At 57.3% G+C, this 24,754-nt stretch carries 12 protein-coding genes and 5 pseudogenes; 5 read left to right on the top strand and 12 right to left on the bottom strand.

Annotated elements, in window-relative coordinates; all coding sequences use genetic code 11:
* Positions 1-76 precede the first annotated feature (76 nt).
* Positions 77-1,776: pseudogene (gene ureC, locus CES87_RS13030) on the top strand (urease subunit alpha).
* 85 nt (positions 1,777-1,861) lie between these two features.
* On the opposite strand, the gene CES87_RS33090 reads toward ureC, so the two are convergent.
* The 6 genes from CES87_RS33090 to CES87_RS13010 form a co-directional block, all read right to left on the bottom strand.
* Positions 1,862-3,556: an NEL-type E3 ubiquitin ligase domain-containing protein gene (locus CES87_RS33090; RefSeq protein ID WP_256590922.1), complete on the bottom strand. Its 1,695-nt coding sequence runs from the start codon at positions 3,554-3,556 to the stop codon at positions 1,862-1,864.
* Between the two features lie 2,138 nt (positions 3,557-5,694).
* On the bottom strand, positions 5,695-7,164 hold the full coding sequence (locus tag CES87_RS33085) for a dermonecrotic toxin domain-containing protein (protein ID WP_256590889.1): 1,470 nt from the start codon (positions 7,162-7,164) through the stop codon (positions 5,695-5,697).
* A gap of 182 nt (positions 7,165-7,346) precedes the next feature.
* A complete protein-coding gene (locus CES87_RS13020; protein ID WP_322784181.1) occupies positions 7,347-12,179 on the bottom strand; it encodes an NEL-type E3 ubiquitin ligase domain-containing protein in 4,833 nt (1,610 codons plus the stop codon).
* Positions 12,077-12,622, bottom strand: a complete 546-nt coding sequence (locus tag CES87_RS33080; RefSeq protein WP_256590887.1) for a hypothetical protein — start codon at positions 12,620-12,622, stop codon at positions 12,077-12,079. The genes CES87_RS13020 and CES87_RS33080 overlap by 103 nt, the downstream gene beginning before the upstream one ends.
* Positions 12,623-12,944: 322 nt before the next feature.
* Positions 12,945-13,250 carry a chaperone modulator CbpM gene (locus CES87_RS13015; protein ID WP_128606426.1) on the bottom strand — a complete coding sequence of 102 codons (306 nt, stop codon included), beginning with the start codon at positions 13,248-13,250 and terminating at the stop codon, positions 12,945-12,947.
* 24 nt (positions 13,251-13,274) lie between these two features.
* Entirely contained in the window at positions 13,275-14,222 is a 948-nt protein-coding gene (locus CES87_RS13010; RefSeq protein ID WP_128606425.1) for a DnaJ C-terminal domain-containing protein, read from the bottom strand.
* 296 nt (positions 14,223-14,518) lie between these two features.
* On the opposite strand from CES87_RS13010, the gene CES87_RS13005 reads away from it, so the two are divergent.
* Positions 14,519-15,793, top strand: coding sequence for an Hsp70 family protein (locus tag CES87_RS13005; protein WP_128606424.1), 1,275 nt, complete (start codon positions 14,519-14,521; stop codon positions 15,791-15,793).
* Positions 15,794-15,908: 115 nt separating this feature from the next.
* Here the strand turns inward: CES87_RS13005 and CES87_RS13000 are convergent, their stop codons facing one another.
* From CES87_RS13000 to CES87_RS12990, 3 genes and pseudogenes are all read right to left on the bottom strand, one after another.
* The gene (locus CES87_RS13000; protein ID WP_128606423.1) at positions 15,909-16,922 is read right to left on the bottom strand and encodes an AI-2E family transporter; all 1,014 of its coding nucleotides are present in this window, start codon (positions 16,920-16,922) and stop codon (positions 15,909-15,911) included.
* A 258-nt stretch (positions 16,923-17,180) separates the two neighbouring features.
* Positions 17,181-17,489, bottom strand: a complete 309-nt coding sequence (locus tag CES87_RS12995) for a PsiF family protein (RefSeq protein WP_096513655.1) — start codon at positions 17,487-17,489, stop codon at positions 17,181-17,183.
* 64 nt (positions 17,490-17,553) lie between these two features.
* Positions 17,554-18,347, bottom strand: a pseudogene (locus CES87_RS12990) (helix-turn-helix transcriptional regulator).
* 96 nt (positions 18,348-18,443) lie between these two features.
* Here CES87_RS12990 and CES87_RS12985 point away from each other — a divergent pair.
* Positions 18,444-19,331 (top strand): DMT family transporter, encoded by an 888-nt coding sequence (locus tag CES87_RS12985; RefSeq protein WP_128606422.1) that lies wholly within the window; start codon positions 18,444-18,446, stop codon positions 19,329-19,331.
* 97 nt (positions 19,332-19,428) lie between these two features.
* On the opposite strand, the pseudogene CES87_RS12980 reads toward CES87_RS12985, so the two are convergent.
* Both CES87_RS12980 and CES87_RS12975 read right to left on the bottom strand, forming a co-directional pair.
* Positions 19,429-20,317, bottom strand: a pseudogene (locus CES87_RS12980) (esterase/lipase family protein).
* Between the two features lie 131 nt (positions 20,318-20,448).
* Positions 20,449-20,556, bottom strand: a pseudogene (locus CES87_RS12975) (QacE family quaternary ammonium compound efflux SMR transporter); the annotation flags it as partial.
* Positions 20,557-20,732: 176 nt separating this feature from the next.
* On the opposite strand from CES87_RS12975, the gene CES87_RS12970 reads away from it, so the two are divergent.
* On the top strand, positions 20,733-21,500 hold the full coding sequence (locus CES87_RS12970) for a hypothetical protein (protein ID WP_128606421.1): 768 nt from the start codon (positions 20,733-20,735) through the stop codon (positions 21,498-21,500).
* A gap of 75 nt (positions 21,501-21,575) precedes the next feature.
* A complete protein-coding gene (locus CES87_RS12965; RefSeq protein ID WP_128606420.1) occupies positions 21,576-22,286 on the top strand; it encodes a hypothetical protein in 711 nt (236 codons plus the stop codon).
* Positions 22,287-22,351: 65 nt separating this feature from the next.
* Here CES87_RS12965 and CES87_RS12960 read toward each other — a convergent pair.
* Positions 22,352-24,420: pseudogene (locus CES87_RS12960) on the bottom strand (AsmA family protein).
* Positions 24,421-24,754 lie beyond the last annotated feature (334 nt).

Raw genomic sequence — 24,754 nt, 5'->3', positions numbered from 1 at the left:
AACGGCGGACGCAGAGCGTCCATGGCGGCATTCCCACGCAGAGCGTGGGAACGATCAATTTGTGCAAGGAATTACGATGAAAATTTCCCGTCAGGCCTACGCCGACATGTACGGCCCTACCGTCGGTGACAAGGTCCGCCTGGCCGACACCGAATTGTGGATCGAAGTCGAGAAGGACTTCACCACCTACGGCGAAGAAGTGAAGTTCGGCGGTGGCAAGGTCATCCGCGACGGCCAGGGCCAGAGTCAACTGCTCGCCGCCGAAGTCGTCGATACCCTGATCACCAACGCGTTGATCATCGATCATTGGGGCATCGTCAAGGCCGACGTCGGCCTCAAGGACGGTCGCATCAAAGCCATCGGCAAGGCAGGTAACCCGGACGTTCAGCCCAACGTCAACATCGCCATCGGCGCCAGCACCGAAGTCATTGCCGGTGAAGGCATGATCCTCACCGCCGGCGGCATCGACACGCACATCCACTTCATCTGCCCGCAGCAGATCGAAGAAGCCCTGATGAGCGGCGTCACCACCATGATCGGCGGCGGCACCGGCCCGGCCACCGGACCAACGCCACCACGTGCACTTCCGGGCCATGGCATCTGGCGCGCATGCTCCAGGCCGCCGATGCGTTCCCAATGAACATCGGCCTGACTGGCAAGGGCAACGCCAGCCTGCCGGAACCGTTGATCGAACAGGTGAAGGCCGGCGCCATCGGCCTCAAGCTCCACGAAGACTGGGGCACCACACCGGCGAGCATCGACAATTGCCTGAGCGTCGCCGATCAGTACGACGTGCAAGTGGCGATTCACACCGACACCCTCAACGAGTCCGGTTTCGTCGAGACCACCCTCGCCGCGTTCAAGGGCCGCACCATCCACACCTACCACACCGAAGGCGCGGGTGGCGGGCACGCCCCGGACATCATCAAGGCCTGCGGTTTTGCCAACGTGCTGCCGAGTTCGACGAATCCGACCCGGCCATTCACCCGCAATACCATCGATGAACACCTCGACATGCTGATGGTCTGCCACCACCTGGACCCGAGCATTGCCGAAGACGTGGCCTTCGCCGAAAGCCGCATCCGCCGCGAGACGATTGCCGCCGAAGACATCCTCCACGACCTCGGCGCGTTCTCGATGATCAGCTCTGACAGTCAGGCCATGGGCCGGGTCGGCGAAGTCATCACGCGCACCTGGCAGACCGCCGACAAGATGAAAAAGCAGCGCGGCCCGCTACCCGGTGACGGCGCAGGCAACGACAACTTCCGCGCCAAACGTTACATCGCCAAGTACACCATCAACCCGGCGATCACCCATGGCATCAGCCATGAGGTCGGTTCGGTCGAAGTGGGTAAATGGGCGGACCTGGTGCTCTGGCGCCCGGCATTTTTCGGGGTCAAGCCGACGCTGATCCTCAAGGGCGGCGCCATCGCGGCCAGCCTGATGGGCGATGCCAACGCATCTATTCCGACGCCGCAACCGGTGCATTACCGTCCGATGTTCGCCAGTTATGGCGGCTCGCTGCACGCCACCAGCCTGACCTTCATCAGCCAGGCCGCGCAGGAAGCAGGCCTGCCGGAAACCTTGGGCCTGAAGAAGAAAATCGCCGTGGTCAAAGGCTGTCGCGAAGTGCAGAAAACCGACTTGATCCACAACGACTACCTGCCGAATATCGATGTCGACCCGCAAACCTATCAGGTCAAGGCTGACGGGGTGTTGCTGTGGTGCGAGCCGGCAGAAACCCTGCCGATGGCGCAGCGTTATTTCTTGTTCTGAGGGGCAGGTCCGAGAGGCCGGTCCGAGGGACAGGTTCGACCCCACCGCAGCACGGTCAGCGCAGCGGTGGAGATTTGGAACCCGATTAGGTTCGAGGGGCTGTATTACCCTGAACCCGGAAAGATGTTTCATCACGTTGCAGCTTGGCGCGCTGCATCGCTTCGCCGGTCAGTTTGCCGATCAGCGCCTTTTCTTGCGTTTCGAAAGTGTCCATCTCGGCGTAATACTGCGCATCGCTCATCACCATGCCGGGCATTACCTCACTGTCCGGCTTGCCCAGCAGTTTCGCCAACCGGACCACCTCCGAACGCCAATGAATCTTGTGCACCGACGAATCGCTGTCGACCCAGGCTTGTTGCGCGTCCTGCAAATCCAGCAGGAGCTCGGCCTTGGCGTACAAAGTCTTGAACGGCTCAGAGTGATATCGTTTGAGGTAATCAACCCAGAAGGGTTGCTCTATCAGCCGGGCCTGCAACAGTGGCCCCTGCTCTTTTTCCAGTACCCGCTTATAAGCGTCGTCAATCATCTTGGTTGACACATCGGGCACTTGAAACCTCATTTGCCGGGATTGCCAAGGTAAATCCAGGCGATCCGCCAATTGAGTGGCGTAGATCATATGGATCTCCACCTCGTCGATGTCCGTGACCGGACGTCCCTGCGCATCAAAACGAGGTATGACCAGTCCTTCCTCGTCGTATTCGGGAAACAAGTGCCCCTCCTCTAGCAGCGCACCGACCCTCTCCCGGGCGATTCTGCCCAGCTCATCCAGACGCGATTTGCCACGTGCCAATTCCAGCAACGCGGTCTCGACCAGATCGTACGAAGCCAGCTCATAGGCCTGCGCCAGCAGAACCTCTGTGCCCATGGCGTTAAACACCTGCGCTCCGGCATCTACGCAGGTGGTGGGGGCAGCGGCCATGCGGAACAGTTTTTCCCGCAACGCGCTGTGCTCGGCGGCGGCCTCGATCATTTCCCAGACCTTTCGGCACAGGTCGGCCCTCGCCGACTCCTCCGTGGCAAGCGCATCTGCCGATTGCGCCAGTTTTCTCAGTTCCCTGAAGAACGGCTCAGAGCCGTGCTCATGTTCGAGGCTGTCCCAAACATCCTGTTTAGCCTGCCATAGCTCGTCAGAAAGGCCCGCTTTCCAATCAATGCTGTCGAGGATTCCCCTCGGAGGATAAGGTCGATCCGGCTCCAGCCCCACCGACTCTCGATAGCCCCTGACAATTTGCAGATTCTGGTCGGAAATATAGCGAGGCTCATGACTGATGATCGTACGCGCCACCACCTCGGCCTCAGCCGATCCGGGCGTCACTTGTGGTATTTCCTCCAGCACATTGGCACCCAAATCCAGGTTAAACGTTCGGCCTCGATACTGTTCGAACACACCCACAGGCCAAGTGGTCAGACCGGTGTGAGCCAGCATCACGATATTCAGGTCCGGCATCTGCCCGATATCCGGAGACAGCCCCAATGGATTGCCCTCCAGCCCCAGGAACTGCAGGCGTTCGAGCCCGCGCAATCGGGCAACAGCCGGCGCGTCCAGTTCGATCAGGTTGTCGGACAGATCAAGCTCCGTCAGACGTTTCATCTGGCCCAGGGTTTCAGGCAGCTGGACCAGCTTGTTATTACTCAGGTTCAGCCCGTGCAGGCGCCGGAAGTAACGCAAAAACCCGTTCACGTTACCTTCAATGCCGGCACCCGATAAATTCAGGTGAGTGACATGATCGAAATTGGCCGTGAGCGGCGGCAACTCATTGAGTTGCCCCAGAAGATCCATGTCGGACAAATCAAGGTATTGGCCCTGGGGCCGGTCAGTGATATCAAGGTCTGGTTCTCCCGTGCGCTGCCACGCTTGCTGGAGGGCTTTGATGATTGCCAGTCGTGCGCTCCGCTGCTCGACAAACTCCTCCGTCCCGCGCTCTTCGTCCGACACCCCGTCCAGTTGCGCCCGTTGCCAGCGTCGCAAGGTTTGATTGAGTTTCTTGAACTCGCTTTCCCGGCTCTTCAAGATTGTTTCTAGCCTGTCGCCCATACTTGCGATAAAGGCATCGATTTCCTCCAACGTCATCAAGGGATAAAGCGTATTGACCCGCTCCTGGACAATGCGCTGCCACTGGGTGGTTCGTGGGTGATCGCTCAACGGGTAGCCGATGCGTTCACCGGACAGGCGCGTCGGCGATTTAAAGAGAGGTTGTTGGCGCGGTTGCATCTTCAACAATGGACGAAGCTGATCGCGGGGCAACTGATGTTCGATGATCTTTGCCCTCAACTGCTCGCCCTGCGAAACATGGGGCAACCCGATGGCTTGGCGCTGCCGGTCTGGCAATGCGTGCTGGATAGAAGAATAGAGATCATCGGTACCGTGCAGTTGTTCATCGCGGTCGCTTCGCGTCTCGTAACGCCCGTCGTGCTTGCGCAGCAGCACTTTGCGCTCAGTGGCATCCTCGGGACCGACGCTGGCACGCAGTTCTCCCTCGATATCCCCCACGCGCACTTCCAGGCGCAGATCGTCCAACCAGCCCGGCAAGGCTTTCAGTGAATTGAGCGCCAGGATTTCGGTGTCCCTGTCGGCCAGCGCCTCGAGGTATAGCCCCTCATAAGCGTGGGTCAGACGCATCTGCTGCTGTAAACGCCGCGCGCCCTCGGCCAGACGTAATGGAACGCGCTTGGCTGTGGTCAGGGTTTCGAGCTCGGCGAGCGTGGCGTCGGCCAGCAGTTCCTCGACCATCGCCGTGGGCAAGCCAGTGAAATCCCGCTGCACAACAACAACCGCCGCGTTGGCTGTGGGTTGTTGCTCGGTATAGAGGCTGCGCGTCAATCGCGCCCTGGCACTGACGGCGTGCTCTTCCAGTTTTTTTTGCAGGGCGGTAATGCGCTCCTCCGTGGTCTTGGGTGTGTAATGGGGCAAGAGCGATTTGACTTCCTCCTCGTTGGAGGACGCGATGATATTTTCAGGCAAACGACCGCTCATCAGGTCCGAACGAGTAATTTTGAGGATGTTTTTCGGCAATGCATCGGAGTTGCCATATTTCACCGAAGGCCCGCTCAAACCGTCCGCCGTGAAAGCCTCAATCGCCTTGCTCGCCGGCCAGCCCGGCAATTCAACCGCCAGGGAAGCGGCATAACCGCACAGTTCGCTGGAGAGTGAGCCCTCACGAATGCCGCGTTCTACCTTAGCTGCATCGCCATAAGCGCTGAATTTCTTGAGGGTATCGAGCAGTACCGCAGGGACCTTTTCGCCCTCGACATGCAACCGTCGCAGTACATCGTCGTCAACACCACTGACGGTGCGGACTTGCTCAAGCTGCGCATCGCTGAAACCATCGACCAGTCGCCCCAATCGGCGCATCAACGTCAGGCCTTTCCAGGTGAGCGGGCGTTCCAGTTCATGGTGCCATGCGCCTTCGCCGTTATTCACCAGCTCCGGTGCATAGGCCTCGGGACGGGTCGGATGCTGGATACGGTATTGCTCGCTGGCCGCGTCCTGCTTGACTACATAATCGGCACCGTCCAGGGGCAGTACCGTCTGGCCATTGTAATCATACAGGCCAAGCTCGTCGGACCTGGCCTCAGGCGGCAATGTGACAGTGGCCTTGTATGGAGCAATATCTGGCTTCCATAACTTTTTCTGGCCGTTGGGTAATGTGACCGGACGCAGGTTTTCGATCAACGGTTCGACTTTCACCGCTGTCAGTTTGGCCAGGCCCTTGCCTGCACCGGCCATTAAAGCGAGCAAAGCCAGATTCTCCGCGATGTCCGTCAAGTGCTCTTTGGCTGCCTTGCGGTCGCCCTCACTCCACTCGATCACCCCATCAAAGCTTTCCTCGAGCATCTGCCCGGCCATTACCGCCATCATCACCTCGCCCATCACTGGCACGAACATCGAGACCGTGGTCAACACCAGCACGCCAATGTTCAGCAACTCGGCCATTTTTTCCGAGCGTACCCTGGCGTCGACGTCCGCCGTGGGCACGGCGTGGCTTCGAGCATCGGCCATAAGCCTGTCGCGATGCTGTTCGAACAGATAATTCCACAGGTCGACGTTGTCGGCCCAAAGGCCATGGCCCTGCCGGGTAATACCGCTCGGATCAAGATAAGGATCATGGTTGGGCACCTGCGCAACCTGAGGAGTGGGGGCAACTCTCTGACGGAAAAAACACTGAATGGACTGACGCCGTTGATCAACTTATTGAGCAAAGGGGCATAAGGCGCGATCGTTTGGCTGAACGTCTTGTCCGGTGTATCGACGGTGAATTGACTGAAATAATTCGGGCGATCGGCATAGGCCACGAACTGACTGAAAAACCGTTGATAGGCCGTCGGGCCGCCACCATCGGCGGGCGCGCCACCCCGTTCGGTGAAACACTGCTTGAACATCGCCTTGACTTGCGCCCAGGTATAGCGCTTCAACGGATGATGCGGGTCATTGGGAATGTAGAGAATCAATTCATCTGAGTAGCGATACTTCTCGCAAATCGAGAACAACACGCAGCCGGTCATGCGGTGCTTCATGAGTTCCAGATCGCGAAACCATATCTGCTTGTTGCCCTGGCGAGGCTGAATGTCTCCTTCGATAATCGACAGTATCGAGGTGTAATCCCGCGGCTCGATATCCTTTTGCAGCAACGCGCCTTCAGCCGCCGCTCGCAAGGCTGTCTTCTGCGCCGTGCAGAACTTTTCACGAAACACATGATCCGCCACCGCATCCTTTGGCTTCAGGTAGTCCGTGAGGTATTGCTGATACTTGGCGCCGATATCCAGCGTTCGACACAGGCTGGTGAACTGCTCGACCGTCAGCTGAGTTTTAGCGGATTCCAGCGTACCGGGCGTCGAGCTTTCGACCTGAAAACCTGAGGACGCATGGAAGGCCCCGCTTTCACATTCAGCGGCCTCGAAGTTATGCAGCGCAGCCTGCAGCAATGGCAGCTTCAGAGCTTCGAAGCTGCTGACATCGATGCCGAGAATACCGATTTCCAGCGGTTTGATTAGCCGCAGGAATGTCTTGTTGATATCCAGCTCTACGTTGAACTGATCCTTCAATGCCTTGATCAGCAACGGCGCGGCGAAGGTGTCGATGTCCTGTAGACCGGACATGACCTTATCCAGCCGGGTCTGTGCATTGAAGCTTGCGGTGACGCTTTCGTTCAAGGCCTTGCGCTGCTGCCCGGAGGCTTGCCGATACCAGACCGGCAAGGACACATTGGCTTCCTTCAGCGCGTTGCGACGCTCCGTAGTGGCACCAGTCAGCCAGCCGGGTATGGTCTGCTCAAGTAGCTCGCCGTGAAGACTTTGAGTGGTTGAGGGTTTGGTATCGGCGGCCGGATTGCTCATTGAACTTGAGGGATGCCGGGCCATTTCGCGGCCAGACGTAAAGGTATCGGACATAATGACTCTCCTGGAAAATGAAGTGTCAGCACAACATTTCCAGTGGCGTCATCTGCGGTACATAGTTATCGCGTGGAGAACGTGTGAAGGGTTGATTCGTCCACGGTCGCGGCTTGGCGGTAACGTTACGCAGCACCACAAAAAAGCGATGGCCCTCGAGCCATCGCCTTCCTGGCATCCGATCAACCGTTCGATTCAACGGTGAAAGGGATTTCGACCCTTTGCACCTTCGCCCGATCCATGGCCTGTTGGGTGAGTTCCTTGAGCAGGTTTTCCTTCTCGATTCTTAGCACATTGTATTGCTCTGCGAACTCGTCGTCGGTCATGACCCGACCCGGCGCAAAATCGCTTTCAGGTTTTTTCAGCTCAAAAGCCAGCGTTCTGATTTGTGTTTTCAACCGGTCTTTTTCCTCTGGCAACAGGGCAGCACCGTCAGCCCTTTCATCCAGCGCGATCTTGAACTCATAGAGTGCGTCCATTTTCCGGTCAAGCTGCCTGAAGCGCGCGCGGTTAGCCCTTTGCATATAGGATTTCCAGAAGGGCTGTTCGGCGATCGAATCACGCAGCAGATCCCCTTCCTCCAGTTCCAAAACCCTGAGCCGGGCATTTTCGATCTCCTGGAGACTGACGCCCGCAATATTGCGAAATTGCATCGTCCTGGACTGCCAGGGCAAGTCGAGGCCGTTCAGAGACTCCGGCTTCGCCAGTTCGGTCGTATACGCCAGATGAACTTCGACGACATCAATGGTCCCTCTCACGTTGCCGTTGGCACCCACCCGTTGAATCTGCTCACCCTGCGCGATGCGCTCCGCGATATGGTGCTCGGCAATCCTCTCGATTTCGTCCAGTCGTGACTTACCCTTGGCCAGGCTGACGAGCTCGGCTTCAATCAAGCCAGGATTCGCCAACGCATACGCTTCGTGAACAAGCACTTTCATGCCCAATACGTTGAACAGCTGCGTAGCCCCATCCACACACTGCGTACGCGCCACGGCTTCGGCAAAAATGGTCGTGCGCAATTCACTGTCCTCTTCCATGGCCTCCAACATGCGCCAGACCTTGGCCGTCAGCTCTTGCCGATAAAGGCCACCGGCCATGAAGTCGGCTGATCGAGTCAACCGCCTGAGCTCATTGAAAAAATGCTCGGAATTGAACTCATCTTCGACCGCATCCCAGATTGCTTGCCTGATCTGCCATTGATCGGGCATACCCGCTGCCCACTCGATGCTGTCCAGGGTTCCCCTGGGTGGATAGGGCCGCTCGGGGTCCAGTCCGACGGACTCGGAGTACAGCCTCAGCGTGTCCAGATGCTCCGGGGATATCCATTCGGGCCCGCGACTCAACAAGGTGCGAGACAGCAACTCGGCACGAAACGAACCCGGAGCAACGTCCGGTATCCGGCTGATCCGGTTGTTGCGAAGATCCAGATAGATATTGCGCGGGCGAGGCTGGGCGAACAGCCCTGTTGGCCAGCTATCGATACCTGTGTTTTCAAGATTCAGCATATGCAGGTCCGGCATCCGGCTGATGTCAGGCAGCAGTCGCAACGGATTACCCCGCAAACCCAAGACCTGTAGACGGATCAAGCCTTTCAGACGATCCACCGCCTGGTGGGTCAGCTCGATTCGGTTGTCGCTCAAACCCAGATCTTCAAGGAAATGCATTTCGCCAATGGCCGGCGGCAAGCGGTTCAGCAGATTACCGGTGACATCAAGGGAGCGCAGTTGACGGAAAGGCTCAAGAAAGTGCGCCTGACTCGCAAGCATATCGGCCTGGCGCACACTCAGGCGGGTGACGTGGTCGAAATTGGCAGTCAGCCTTGGCATGCTCGCAATGTGCCGGTTCATGGATTGCCCATCCAGAATGAGCGCCTGCGGACGGACGATACCGGGGGCTTCGATACCTGCCGGACCGGTCCGTTGCCAGCATTGCCTGAGGGTCGCACTGAGTCGTTGCCTGGATCTGGTTTCCAACGAGGCCGCCACACCGGTACTCGGCATGGTCGCCGGTGCGTTCACCCAGCGATTGAGCGACAGTACCAATTGGTCGAATTCAGTTTCCAGAGCCTTGAGACGGTCGGGCGCTGTAACTCCGAAACTACTCAGCAACTCACTCACTTGCGTTTCGGAGAATCCCGGATACAACCAGCCAAGGCGCTGGCGCATTGTCTCGACGCCCATTTGCCGCGCATACCCCGGCATGCCGCCACGCAGGCGCATGGTTTGCGGGTCGTAGGCCGGCTTTCGAACCGGATGCTGTTCCAGCACCGGGGCGAAACGTTCATGGCTCAGCGGCGAGCGCTGAAGTGCCTGCTTGAGCTTGTCACCTTGATGAATTTCAAACCCGAGGGCTGTGCGCTCACTGTCCGGCAACGCATGTAAAACGGATGCGTAAAAGTTGTCGCCACCGTGCAATTGCAACCCTTGTTCGTCCCGTGCGTGATAAAGACCTTGCTCATCGAAAAACAGGACTTTGCGTATTGGAGCTTCTTCGGGGCCAACACTGACCTGCAATTCACCGGTGAATGAAAAGGCGCGAATCTCGATGCGCACCTCGGTCGACCAACCCGGCATCGCAGCCAGCGACGCCAACTCCAACTTGCGTGTATCACCGCCTTCCAGTAACTCCATATAAAGCCCTTCGAAGGCGCGGCTCGACCGAACCTGGGCTTGTGCGGTTCGTGCCCGCTCGCGCAGGCTCAGTGGGACTCGGCGTCTTTCCGAAAGGTGTCGCAGCTCCTCGGGGCTGGCATCACGCAACAGTTCTTCGGCTACCACCACTGGCATTTGTGGATAGGCATTGCGCAGTAACTGCACCTGGGAATCGTCGCTCACATCGTGTTGTTTGTAGAGGGTCTCAAATGTGCTCTGGCGATTGCTCTCGGCCTGTTCGGCCAGGCGTTTGCGCAACTCGTCTATCCGTACTTGCCTGTCACTCGAAATACCCTGACCAAGCAATTCATGAATTTCCGGTTCGCTGAGGTTTTCGATCACCCGTTGCGGCAATCGACCAGCCCGCAGCTCAGCGCGCGTCAGCTTGATCTGTCGTTCAGGCTTGACCAGGACGTTACCAAAATCGTAAGAAGTACCCTTCAGCCCTGGCCCGTCGAACAGCGCAATTGCTCGAGACTCAGGCCAGCGCGGTAGCTCGATCAGGAAGGCGGGTATCGAATTTTCCAGACTTTCGGGAATCCGGTCGGCCAGTATTTGCTCTCCGAGCTCACCGGCGTCGGCGTAAATCCTGAAGCGCTTAAGAGAGTCGACCAACATCGCCGCAGGTGCCTCGTGCTCGACATGCATCCTGCGCAACGCGTCTTCCTTGACGCCACTGATGGTCAGGATCTGCTCGAGGGATTCATCGGACAACTCATTCGTCACGCCGCTTGCTCGCCTTAACAAGAGGTTCCTGTTCCATTCCAGAGGACGATCGAGTTCAGTCTTCCAGCTTCCTGCACCGTTATGCTCCAGCAGGGGCTGATAGGCGTCTGGCCGTTCAGGGTGCTTGAGGCGATGCAGTCCGGTCTCTGGATCCTTCGTCACCACGTAATGCTTGTCATCGAGTCGCAATACATCCTTGCCTTCATGTGAGTAAAGGCCCAACTCGTCGGGGGACAAGGCTGACGGCAAGTTCACAGCGTGCTCATAAGGTGACAGGTCAGGGTTCCAGAGGCGCTCTTTGCCATTGATCCGCACGGCCTTGAGGTTCTCGACGAAGGGAGAAACCGCAACCGGCGCGATCGGCGTTTTCGGCAAGACATGCGTCGCGCCCATCAGCGCCAATTGCGCGGCGTTGATCAACACGCCGTTGAGAACGGCCGAAGCTTCCTCTCTGTCCCCTTTGCTCCAGTCCTCAACGCCCTCAGCCACCTGCGCCAGCATCTGCGCGACCATGATGCCCAGCACAGCCTCGTTCAAGCCGGGCACCAGCATCGCGGCAAAGCTGAATACGTTCCAGCCGATATCCAGATAGCTGGTCAAACGCTTCCAGCGACTGGCTGCGTCTTCATCACCGGTCGGCACGGCAATGAATCGCGCATCGCCAATGACCTTGTCCCGCCGCTCCTCGAACAGTGTGATCCACAGGTTATTAGTGATCAGATTGGTGATGGGTTCTGCGTTGGGATTTTCGATCGCGGTTTCGCGCCACCATGGCCCCATGTCGAGGGGCTCTCGCTGTTGCCAGGTCATGGTTTTGAGACGTTCGTTGACCCGGCGGAAAAAATGACCCTTGTCTTTTTGTGCCACGAACCGGCTGAAAAACGCCTGGTAATCAGAGTCAAGCAATTGGCTGATCAATGCCTTCATGAACTCGGCCAGCGAGGCATATTCTTTTAGCGGATGGTCGGGGTCATCCGGAACATAGGCGATCAGGGGGCCGGTCAAGCGGCTCTGTTGATAAATGTCTTCGTTGCGCAGCATTTCGTCGCCGACACCGGTAGGGCCATTGGCGAAAAAGGACTGGATCAGTTTGTATTTCTCATACTCGCTGCCGGGTAACAGCGGAATACGCCGAGACCAGTCCAACCAGAATTTCACGCTATCAGGAGTCAGGGCATCGACGGCCTTCTTGACCACCGACGCCTCGCCCACGGCACTGAACAGCACGATCGATGTCAGGCGAAAGCCCATTAACGACAACCGATGGCTGCGCAGGGGCAGGCCATGGAAGCTGACATCTTTTTTTTCTTCGATCACTTCCGACAGGCGATGGTAGGCATACGCACTGATGTCGCCCTTCAGACGAGCGATAAAGGCCGATGACTTGAAGGCTGCTTTTTCACTGGCAATTGAACGCGTTTGCAGCCTGAGTTTCGCCTCGGGATTCGTCGGCAAAAGCCTGGCTTTGATGTGGGTTTGATATTGGCCACCGATGTCCAGCCTGCGGCACACAGCCGCGAATTTTGCGGGTGTGATTATCTTGATTTGTCGTGGTTGACCTTTGGGATCCTGGCGAAAAACTCCCGACTCGCCTCTGAAGGCACCGTCCTTGGTTTCTGATTCTTCAAAGTTGTGCAGCGCCGCGGCGAGTAACGAATTGCGCCGTATACGACTGGCGCCTTATCTATGCCGAAAATAATGGTGTCCGGGACATACAGGTGCAGCGACAGTGTTTCGGGATCTTCGTAAGTATTGAAATTTGTTTGCAGCATTAGCGTCAGCAAGCGTTTGCCGAAGGCATCGATATCGCTTTGTAGATCCCCTAGCAGTTCATCCAGTTCGCCTTGCAAGCGCCAGCGTTCATTGAGCAGATCTTTCAGATGCAGACGATCCATTGCCCGCGTGCTCAAGTACCAATCCGGCATCGTTGCCGTCAGCGGCAACATTGATTCCAGCAATGCTGGTGATGCATTTTTTATTGCAGCGGGAATGACCTCGGTCATTCGTTGTGCGTGAACACTCTCGTTGGCCCTGATTGCCGAGTGTTTATTTATCGAATTGCTTCCTTGCAAGTCAGACATGGCTCAAACCTTAATATGAATAGTGAAGCCAATAGACTATTCACACGCCAGTAAAACAAAAGCCTGAATAACTGCTCATTAAAGAGACAGGAAGACGCTGATCGTTCGAATAACAGGGGAGTAAATATATTTATTTACCACCCTGATAAATGCGCATCGTGCCGCCCCCCTGTAGGAGCGAGCCTGCTCGCGATGGACGTCAACGATGACGCGTGCTGCCTGAATGATCGCGTTGCCCAGACGTTTTTCGCGAGCAGGCTCGCTCCTACAGGGTAAGTGCGTACCGACTATCAGCAGGTCGGCGGGGCAAAACACAAATCGCCTACTCCACTACTAACCGCCCCAATCGCTGCTTGAGCATCCGGTTCTCCGCCCGCAACTGCTGGACCTCTTCAAGCAGGTCCAGCGCCAGAGCGACGCCTTCCCAGTCCAGTTCCAGATCGTGGCGCAACTTGGCCGCGCGTTTGGCCAGCGCCAACTCGAAATCGTTGAAACGCCAGTCCTTGGGCACGGTGCCCTGAGGTTCGAGGATGCCGTGCTCGACGATTTCGATCACGTAGACGTCCGACAGGTCGGTCGCCTCACAGAATTCTGCCATGTCCAGTTGAACGATCAGGGGACTGCTCATAGTCAGTGACTCCTTGGTTCCAAATCAGAAATTCTCTCTCGGGTCGAAGGCGGCTTTTTTCGCCAGTTCCTGCCACAGGGCCTTGATTTCATCGTCGGATTTTTTCGGCATGACAGCCTTCAGTTGCACAAACAGGTAACCGCGCTCGCCGGCCTTGTTCGACAAGCCGTGGCCCTTGGCGCGCATGCGCTGGCCGTTCTGGCTGCCAGCCGGGACCTTGAGATTGATCTTGCCGGTCAGGGTCGGCACCGCGACTTCAGCGCCCAGCGCCAGCTCCCACGGCGCCAGTGGCAGCGTGATGATCAGGTTCTCGCCTTCGACGTCGAATTTGGGATGCGGCGCAAAACGAATCGTCAGGTAAAGATCGCCATTGGCGCCGCCACCGACTCCCGGTGCACCCTGGCCCTTGAGGCGGATACGCTCGCCGTCGGTCACGCCGGCGGGGATCTTCACGTTCAGGCTTTTGCTGGTATTGCTGACGTGCTGGCCTGCCGCGTTGTACTGCGGCACCTGGAAGGTGACCTTCTTCGATTCGTTCGATAGGGTTTCTTCGAGAAAAACGCCTAGCTCCATTTCCACGTCTTGCCCTCGACGCCCGGTGCTGCGACGCGACTGTTCACCACCACCAAAACCAGGGCCCCGGTTGCCGAAGATCGAACTGAAAAAGTCCGAGAAATCGCCAGTGTCCTGGCCACCGCCACCAAACCCGCCACGGCTCTGCCAGCCCGGTGGTCCCTGGAACGGTTGGCCATGCTGACCATAACGGCGCAAATCGTCGTATTCAGCGCGCTTGTCGGCGCTTTTCAGCGCTTCATAGGCTTCAGACGCGTCCTTGAACTTGGATTCGGCGTCCTTTTCCTTGCTGACGTCGGGGTGGTATTTGCGCGCCAGCTTGCGATAGGCAGCCTTGATCGCCTTGTCGTCGGCCGTCGGCTCCACACCGAGTATTTTGTAATAGTCTTTGAAGTCCATCGCGGGAATCACCATCCGTTATCGAAGTCGCGCCACCTGCCACAGCATGCGCTCGTTTACAGCGCAGGGGTTGACCGATCTCAAGGTTGTGACCGGGCAGCGCATCAGAAGTTTATCGGCAGCGGGCGGGGCGACTTGTACTCGCCACGCGCCTGTCCGGTTGATGCAGGGTAGTTTGGGGGTGATGACACTTCTTTCAAGCGTTGATCGGCAAGATTTAGCGGATAGTCGGCCTACGATTCTGTGCCGCACTGGCATACACTGCGCGGCCGTTTTTTAACCGGAACTCGAAAGTCATGAAAAACGCATCTCCAGCCCGTGCCTGTGGTATCGACTTTGGCACGTCCAACTCCACCGTCGGCTGGCTGCGCCCCGGCATGGAAACGCTGATTGCGCTGGAGGACGACAAGATCACCCTGCCCTCGGTGGTCTTCTTCAACTTCGAAGAACGCCGCCCGGTGTACGGCCGACTGGCGCTGCATGAGTATTTGGAAGGCTACGAAGGCCGCCTGATGCGCTCGCTCAAGAGCCTGCTGGGCTCCAAGCTGATCAAGCACGACACCAGCGTTCTCGGCACGGCGATGCCGTTCAAGGACCTGCTCGGGCTCTTCATCGGCCAGCTCAAGAGCCGCGCCGAAGCCGCCGCCGGTCGGGAGTTCGAAGAAGTGGTGCTGGGCCGCCCGGTGTTCTTTGTCGACGATGATCCGATGGCCGACAAAGAAGCCGAAGATACCCTGGTGGATGTGGCGCGCAAAATCGGTTTCAAGGAAGTCTCGTTTCAGTTCGAACCGATTGCTGCAGCTTTCGACTATGAATCGACCATCGAGAAAGAAGAGCTTGTCCTGATTGTGGATATCGGCGGCGGTACGTCGGACTTCTCACTGGTGCGCCTGTCCCCTGAACGTCGGGGTGTGGATGACCGTCACGAAGACATTCTGGCCACTGGCGGCGTACATATCGGCGGGACCGATTTCGACAAGCAACTGAGCCTGCAAGGCCTGATGCCGCTGTTTGGCTACGGCAGCCGGATGAAGAGCGGCGCCTACATGCCCACCAGCCACCACATGAACCTGGCGACCTGGCACACCATCAACTCGGTGTATTCGCAGAAGTCCCAACTGGCGCTGGGCAGCATGCGCTACGACATCGAAGACACTGGCGGCATCGATCGCCTGTTTAAGCTGATCGAACAGCGCGCCGGGCATTGGCTGGCGATGCTCGTTGAGGAAACCAAGATCGAACTGACCTACTCTGACGTTCGCCATGTGCCACTGGATCGCATCGAACCCGGCTTGAGCGTGGAACTGAGCCGCGCGCTATTCGAATCGGCTATCGAGAATTTGCTGGAGCGGGTGCGCAACAGCGTCAGCCAGTTGCTGGCAGACGCCGATGTGCGGGTCGACCAGGTGGATACAGTGTTCTTCACGGGTGGTTCGAGCGGGATTCCGGCGCTGCGCAACAGTATCTCGGCCATGCTGCCGAATGCGCGGCATGTGGAAGGGAATATCTTTGGCAGTATCGGTAGTGGTTTGGCGATCGAAGCCGCCAAGCGCTACGGTTCGATGGACTGATCCAAAACCGAGGTGCGCCCTTCGCGGGCAAGCCTCGCTCCTACAGTATTGTGTAGGTTCCTGTGGGAGCGGGCTTGCTCGCGAAGGGGCCCTACCAGGCAACATATCCCTCGGATCAAACCATCCCGATTTGCCTCAACTCACTCTTCAAATACGCGTAATAAATCGGCCCCGCCACCACCCCCGGCAGGCCGAACGCGGCTTCGAACACCAGCATCGCCAACAGCAACTCCCACGACTTGGCACTGATCTGCCCGCCGACGATGCGCGCGTTGAGGAAGTATTCCAGCTTGTGGATAAAGATCAGATAACCCAGCGCCGCCACGGCGACCCAGATCGACAGCGACAGACCGACGATGGTGATCAGTGTGTTCGACATCAAGTTACCGATAACCGGTAAAAGGCCGAGCAGGAACGTCAGCACGATCAGGGTTTTGGTCAGTGGCAGTTTGATGCCGAACAGCGGCAGGATCACTACCAGAAAAATTCCCGTGAATAACGTGTTGAGCAGGGAAATCTTGATCTGCGCGAACACGATGTTTCGAAACGCCTGAACCAGCAGATGCAACCGGTCGAACAGCGCCGCGGCCAGAGGCTTGCGCTTGGTCAGGTCCGGCACACGCTGCAAAGCGATGATCGCGCCGAGCACCATGCCGATCAGCAAGGTCACGAACATGTGCGCCGCGTCCTTGCCCACTAGCTGCAAATCGCTGAGGTGCTTGCTCATCCACTCGCCAATCGCCACGCGAAACTCCGCAGCGCTGGCCGGCAAGTAAGCGTCAAGGAATGGCGGCAACTGGCCGCGAGCGCGGTCGACCACGTGCATGAATTTGTCGAGTGAAGCACCGGGGTTTTCTGCCTCGTGCAGTAGAAAACTGATGGCGCCGGCGAAGATCAGCGTCAACACACTGACCACTAATGTCCCCAGCAACGCCACCGCTACCCAGCGCGCACGCCGACCCTCGATCAACCGCTGCAATTGCGGGGTGAGCATGTTGACCAGTTCGAACACCAGTAACCCGGCCAGCAGGCTAGGCAACAATCGCAGCGGGATGACCAGCAGCAGTCCGCCAAAGATGATGACCCAGCTGATGAACAGCAATACATGACGCTGAGAAAACGTTGGCATACAGCCTCAAAAACAAACGGCGTAAAAAGGATTGGCAGTCTGCCAGCGATCCGGTGTCAGCACTAGGGATTGTGTGGGGCGACCTTGGTCGGGGGCTGCTCGATTTTTTGCAGTGTTCTTACCGCCCCCTTCGCGGGCAAGCCCGCTCCCACAGTGATCTCGGATAACGGCACATTCTCTGTTCAGCACAGAGACCCTGTGGGAGCGGGCTTGCCCGCGAAGAGGCCATTACAACCTCCACACATCCCGGCCCAGTGATTATTTTTTCTTCAGACAATCACTCATGAACGCCTTGCGCGCATCGCCTTTCAAGGCTTTGGTCGCAGCATCGGCATTACAGGTTTTCATTTTTTCCTGCTGCGGGGTCAAGGCTTTGCCGGCATCGTTTGCTGCCGGTGCCGCCTTGAGGCAGGTGCTCATGAAGGCTTTGCGCTCGTCGCCCTTGAGGCTTTTTGCAGTTGCGTCGGCGTTGCAGGTGGTCATCTTGTTCTGTTGTTCAGTGGCGGCGAAGCTCTGGGAGCAGAGCAGCAAACCGATCATCAACAAAGGGACACGCAACATCTTCATGGAGTTTTCTCCTTCTCGCCGTACCGAGAGGAACGGCCTCGCAGTGGAGTGTAGACAACACCTGTTACGCCTTCCTGCTCTCCAGATGGCTACGTCGATACTGCTCCGGCGTACACCCGGCCTGGCGCTGGAACATCGCAATAAATGCCGAGCCGGTGCTGTAGCCCATGTCGAAGGCGACTTCCTGAATGCTGCGATTACTGTCCAGCGCTTCGATGGCGGCGAGAAACCGCAGTCGCTGGCGCCACTCGCCGAAGCTCATGCCCAACTCGCGGACAAACTGCCGCGCCAGGGTGCGCTCGCTCACATGAATGAGCGCCGCCCAGTCCGCCAACGGCCGGTTGTCCCCAGGTACGTTCTGCAGGGCTTCGAGAATGCCAAGCAACCCGGCGCTGCTGGCGTAGGGCAGGTAGCACTCATGCACCGGCGCCTGTTGCAACTGATCCACCAACACCTGGGCCAGGCGCTGGTCCGCGTCCTGCTCGGGAATTTTTACGTCACGGGTGGCGAAATCCTTGAGTATGGCCTTGAGGATGTCGCTGATGGCCAGTGTGCAGGCTTGCTGTGGCAAGTCGCGGCAAAGGGGCGGCGCGAGACAGACCGCGCGGTAATTGATCGGCTGGTTGCTGTAGAAACTGTGCTCGGTCTCGGGCGGCACCCAGACCGCGTATTGCGGCGGTGACATGAAGCGGCTGCCGCCGATCTCCATGTGCAGCACGCCATGGGCCGAATATTCCAGCGTGCCCCACGGATGCCGATGAGCCGAGGCAAAGCGGTGCGCATCAAAATCGGCGTAGCGAAAGTACACCGGGCAGGCAATTCGCTGAAATCCAGCAGATTGATGGGTTTACTGGTCATGCTGTCCGGAATCAGGGGTGGGTTGTCTGGATCGAAGTATAGGCTTGTATCCAGACAGGGGATAATCACCGCTCATTAACGTTCTGGTTTTCCCCGATGCAATACGCTTATCCCCTGCTGGCCATTTTTATCTGGGCCGGCAACACCGTGATCACAAAAATGTCAGCCGGGGCGATCTTCCCCGCCGAGATCGGTTTCTACCGCTGGCTGCTCGCCGGACTGCTGTTCACACCCTTCATGCTTAAACCGGTGATCGCCCACTGGCCGGCGATTCGCCCGAATCTGGGCAAGATTTTCATCCTGGGTGTGCTCGGCATGGCGGTCTATCAAAGCCTGGCGTATTTCGCCGCGGCCCTGACCTCGGCCACTAACATGGGAATCATCCTGTCGCTGATGCCATTGATGTCCCTGGCCATGGCGATCATCAGCCTCGGCCAGCGCCTGACCGTCGGCGCACTGGCCGGTGCAGTGCTGTCGTTCGCCGGGGTATTGGTGGTCGTCTCGTCAGGCAGCCTCGCCGTGCTTTTGGAGCACGGGGTGAACCTGGGTGATGCGATGATGCTGGTCGCCACGCTGGCCTATGCGATTTACAGCACACTGCTGAAGAAATGGCAGCTGAAACTGCCGCCGCTGGTGTTGTTGTATTTGCAGGTGCTGGTGGCGGTGGTTGTGCTTTTTCCGTTGTTCCTCGCTTCACCGAAAATCGGCCTGACCCTGCAGAACATTCCGCTGGTGTTGTACGCCTGCCTGCTGGCTTCGATGCTGGCGCCACTGGCGTGGATGCAGGCCGTGGTCCGTTTGGGACCCAGCCGGACCACGCTGTTTTTCAATTTGCTGCCGGTGATGACCGCACTGATTGCGGCGGCGGTGCTGCATGAGCAATTGGCGATGTATCACCTGGTGGGTGGGATGTTGACGCTAGGTGGCGTGATACTTTCCGAGCGCTGGACCACTGTGTTGGGCCGTAAGGTCAGCGTCGCCTGATCTGGCCTCTTCGCGAGCAAGCCCGCTCCCACATTTGGAATGCATTTCAATTGTGGGAGCGGGCTTGCTCGCGAAGAACGATGATACGGTCTGACCATTAAACTCCGGCGGCTTTTAGCCGTGCAGCATGCTCGACAAACAACCGCACCGGCTCCGCCCCCTTCCCCACCAGACCCAACGACTGATTGACGATGTCGAAGTGGTCCAGCGGATACTCATCGCCAATCACCGTCCCCAGATGCGAGCTGTAGCGTCCGACCATCCCGTCGCAATGTCCGGCTTCGCGAACGAAGGTCCTGGCGAACAGCCGGCAACTGCGGTTGGTGCCATCGAACAGGTTGCGCCCGCGATCGGTCTTGCCCGGTTGCAAAGTGCCCGACCAGGAGTAGTAACGCACGCCGTTCACCTCTTGCGGCCCATGCCCGCCCCAGATCTCCGGCAGCCCCTGTGGATAACGCTGATTGAACAGCGTCACGCCTTCTGTGGTGAGTGAGTGGTGAGCGCCGTGGATATCCATTGGCAGCTTCGGACCGCGATAACCGGTTTCCAGCAGACTCATCAGCGAACCGACCAGACGTAGCAAAAAGCACAGCAATCGACCCTTGGCGCTGTCATGGGGATAATGTTTGTGCAGGTAGTCCGCCAGTTCGGAGCCATGATTGGGCCCGCCACCGACGTCACCGACGCCACCCGATCAGGGCGCTTGGCGGCAGCGTACCGGGCAGTCAGCGAGCCTTGGCTGTGGCCGATCAGGTTGACCTTCTCGGCCCCCGTCTCACGCAGAATCTCCTCGATCCGCGCCAGCAACTGTTCACCGCGTACTTCATTGGAATTGATTGGCGAGACCTGCACTGCAAACACCACCGCACCACCCCGGCGTAGCGCCGAAATGATCCGTACCAGTACGGATAAAGCAGCAGCCGGACAAACCCGAGCATTCCCGGGACCAGCACCAGCGGATAACGCGTGGCCGAACCTTGCGACATGGGCGGACTTCCTTGTGATCGAGGCTTGTGATCGAGGGTTGTGAGTGAGCGTTGACGCAAGGCGCGAGGCATGACATCCGCCAAGCATCTGCAGCGAACGTGACAAGTCGACGACCAGTCTATGACATTCGCTACTTCAGCCCCACTACCCCCGCAACGATCAACCCTACCGACAGCGACTTGACCGCCGTCAGGCTTTCGCCTAGCAACGCAAACCCGAGAAACACCGTGCCCAACGTGTGATCGGATCAAGAAAACATCGAAGATAAAATTATATTGATCGCGACGACACTTTAGCTATCTACCGCTTTACCATTCAAAGTTACAAACCTCAAATGGACTTTTCTCAGCATAAACTTAATCTAGCCATTACAACCATCTGGTTGTTCACATAACCAAGTAAAGGAATACTTTTATGCATCTTGAACAACGTCTCGATTTCATTGACTCCCTGCCATCGTTACCACCAATCATGATGCCGCGGGCATTTGGTGGCTTCTCGGAAGACACGCCGCCGCACGACGTCAGTAAATCAACCGCCAGTGTCATGCCCGACACGATTAATGCGTATCTACCGGGCGTTTCGCAACAAACCATTGACGACGTCAACCTTTGCAAGTTGGTAATGCAGCGAGCGGCCACTATAAAATACCCCGAAGAGAAACAGCTCTTTGAATGGTACAAAGATTATGTGGATGGCCTGTCAAATCTAGGCTGGACTATTCAAAACAAGAACATCCAAGAGGTCACCATCAGGAGAACCGGGCTGACGATGGACCAGGTAGCCTTGGAAGTTTCCAGGGGACTCATAGGTGCCGCAGGCGCTAGCATTCTGGCAAATGTCGGCAAACAAGCTGTAGAAGCCGTGCAAAGCAGCCCTCGGGCGATCGACATCTTTAACAGTGGCTCCAAGCTTGGCACGCAAGCCAAGTTCGACATCGCCCCCGTCTGGGTCGATGGCAACGGGCAAGCGAACATGATACTTAACTGCATCTCTCTCGATGCGCGCGAAAGCAGCCGCGGAATCCTATTCTGGAAGTCCACACGACAATCCACTTCCATAAAAACCGGAGCTGTGCGCTGCTATCTGGACAACAACGTTTTCTCGGGGCTACGTGCCAGGTTGTTGAGTAGATACAGCGAGGCCGGCAAAAAATTCATTGACGACCTTCCTGACTTCTAAAATCAATGACTGTTTAAATCGGTACACCTCTGCCGATTTAAACAATTTTCGTACGACACTTCGAGTACCCAAACCATGGAAGCATCCACTTATGACACTTACCTGATTAACGGCACCATCACCGTTTTTTTTGGTGCGCACGGCGAAGACTATAAACAGGACATTTTGAATTCCAGTCTTCTCGGTGATCTCGCATCGACTTCAAAACACTCAAACAACCGAGAACAACTGTTCTCCGAATATGCAAACACTGTCGGAAAATTGGGTTGGATTGAAAATGCCCGAACGATTAAGCAATTCGAGTTTTCCAACAAAAGCCTCTTGGAAATCGTCGAACTAGGCATGGGAACTTCTCTGACCAAAGAGGAAAAACAATTTCTACTTAACGCTTTTTTGCAACTGAAGAAGCCGCCAACCCAGTCACCGATTATCCAAAAAATTCTCGATAAACTTCAAGCGAACACGTTTATCCCAGTCAACGAAATCAATTGCGTCCTCTCAACGCAAAAACCGGTGGCCACTTCAACCCGGCTGACCGTTGTTCGCAACAATGCAAGCATCATCACCCTGCAGGTTAAATTCAAAACATGCGGTGGAATCAGCATGGACATCCTGGATCAACCCCTCCTAAACTCCCTCAAGGATGGAAAATCCAATATGTGGTTGTTGAATAGTTCGCTGGATGCGCGCCAGTACGACAAGATCAGAGCTAGTGTGATAAAAAAAATCGGCAATCACATCAACACCGATTTGCTGCATGTCCCAACACCCAACCGTTTGGGCTGACACAATAATTTGATTGCTCTCGGATCTAAGCTGCGAGAGCGATCAACCATCCTTTCAAACACGCCTCAGTTCTTCACCGTCTTCGGCGCCTTGCCCGCCTTCATCTGCTCCAGCAACGGCGCACACTGATTCGGTTCGCCGCCGCTCGGTGCCACCAACGCCAGCAACCCCGCCGCTGGCGCGGCGATCACACCCAGCGCAACCATCCCGGCCCCGCGCAACAGCAATGGCACGGTTTTCACTCCAGCATCGGGTTTGATGAACTTGCCCCGCACATACAGCGGTGAACGCAACGAAATCAAACGCCAGCCTTTGGATTCCGGGGTAATGGTCAGGTCCAGTTGTTCGGTCGCCATGTTCGCCGTGCCATCGATATAAATGATCGCATTCTCGGTATCGAAGACAAACAGCCGCGTGGTCGCCAGACCGCTTCTGATGTTGAAGTCGGCGGCCGCACAGTTGATCTTCACTTCCTTGTCGCCAAAGATCCTGCCCACTACATAGTTGCCGACGTTCAACCCGGCCAGTTCCATCAACTCGCGACTGATTGCCCCGTCGTTGATCAGCATTTTCAGATTGCCGTTGGCGCTACCCAGCAACTTGGCCACCGAGTTGCCGCGTCCGGTAATGTCAGCATCGCCATTGAGTTCACCAAAACTGGTTTTCATCGGCTCGAAGGTCGGGAACAACTGCTTGAGCTTAAAGCCGCGTGCAGTGAGTTTAGCCTTGCCCTCCAGGGGCTCGGTCTGACCGTTCAGGCGAATCTGCGCATCCAGCTTGCCGCCCGCCACGCCAAACCGCAGCGGTTCCAGGCTGAGCACGCCATCGGTGAGCAGCAGGTGCGTGTAGAGATCGCTGAACGGCATTTTTTCGCTGTGGACGATGCGTTTTCCGGTGAACTCGACATCGGCGTCCATATCCCGCCAGCGCTCGGTCTTGAACTCTTCGACCGGCAGCACTTTGTCCGCCGGCTGCTTGCTTTCACCGCCACGGGCCTTTTGCTTGGCATTGGAGTCGGCGCCGATCAATGGCGCCAGGTCGGCAAACAACAGTTGATTGGAAAGTAGCGAACCGCTGAGTTTCGGCCGTGGCTGGCTGGCGACATAACTCAAGTTGCCATGGATATCGCTGGCGCCGATGGTGCCGTTGAATCCTTCATAGCGAAACACTGCGCCCCCGGCTCATGCAGCTTGGCGATCAACTGACCGTCAGTCGCATATGGCGGCGTATCTGGCAGCGTCACGCCGGTCAACGGATAGAGATTGCCCAGGCTGGTACCGGCAAGTTTCAGGCGCAGGTCCAGTGCGCCGAGGTTCATCGGATCGGTCAGGGTGCCGGCCAACTCGACGCTGGCGTCGGCGATCTTCACTTGAGCCTGCAACGGAAATGGCCGGGCAGCGTCCTGCAAGGACAACAGGCCGCCAATCTTGCCCTGGCCCGCCAGTTTTTGTCCGTGGTACTGGCCTTTGACCTTCAAGGCAAACGCGTAGTCCTGCGGTGCCGCCCCCTGCTCTTGCGCGGTTTTTGCGGCTTTGTCACCGACGATCTCGCTGAACGGAATCGGTTTGCCCAGCGGATCGATCAGCACGTCGAGCTGCGTCTTCAGGCTCTGATCGTCGAGGGTGACGTGGCCCTTGTCGAAGCCGATCGCGCCGATATCCACCACCCACGGTGAAGATTTGGCGTTCGGGTCTTTCGGATCGAACTTGAACGTCCAGTTGGCGCGACCGTCGGCCAGGCGTTGCAGCTCGGCATTGGGCTCGGTGAGGTCGATACGCGGGATTACCACGCGTTGCGCCAACAAGGCCAAAGGCGAGATGCGCAGTTCCACGCGTTTGAGGGTGACCATCTGCGGTGCCTTCGACCAGTCCGGATTGCCCAGGCTCAGATCCTCGGCCACCACATGCGGCCACGGCACCCAGGCGCGCCAACCGCCCTCTTCGAGCTCGCGCCGCCAGACCACCGCCAGGTTGCCGTTGATGGCGAATGGTCGGTGCAGCTCCTCGGACACCTTGGCGTTGAGGGGTGGTTTGATCCGGTTCCAATCGAAGAACACGATGATCGCCACCAGCACGGCCAGCAGGACAACGAGGCTGGTGATGGTCCAGGCGAGAATTTTACGAGTGCGCGTCATTGCACAGGGCTCCTGATACGACTGAGCGCCCCGACTGCGACGCACATAAAAAACGCAGAGCCAGAACCGGCCCGCTATGGAATCTACGACTGGAAAACCGTCCGCAGGTTTAATCAAAAAACGATTTTGGCGCAATTGACCGGTCGACCAGTGCTCTCCTCTCCTATTTAGCGTTACCGGACCCGCACTTTTGCGTGGCGCAAGTGAGTCGAAAATACCCACCTCGGTGCAAATGCATCCGCCGGAAAGGCCCGGTTTAGAAGGGCTCCAGAGAACAATCAATTTCGTTGATTATTATCATTGCGTTTATGAACTTTTATATCGACTTATCGAG

This window comes from Pseudomonas sp. ERMR1:02 (assembly GCF_002277815.1).
GTDB lineage: Bacteria > Pseudomonadota > Gammaproteobacteria > Pseudomonadales > Pseudomonadaceae > Aquipseudomonas.
This window is presented reverse-complemented; position numbering and strand designations above follow the sequence as displayed.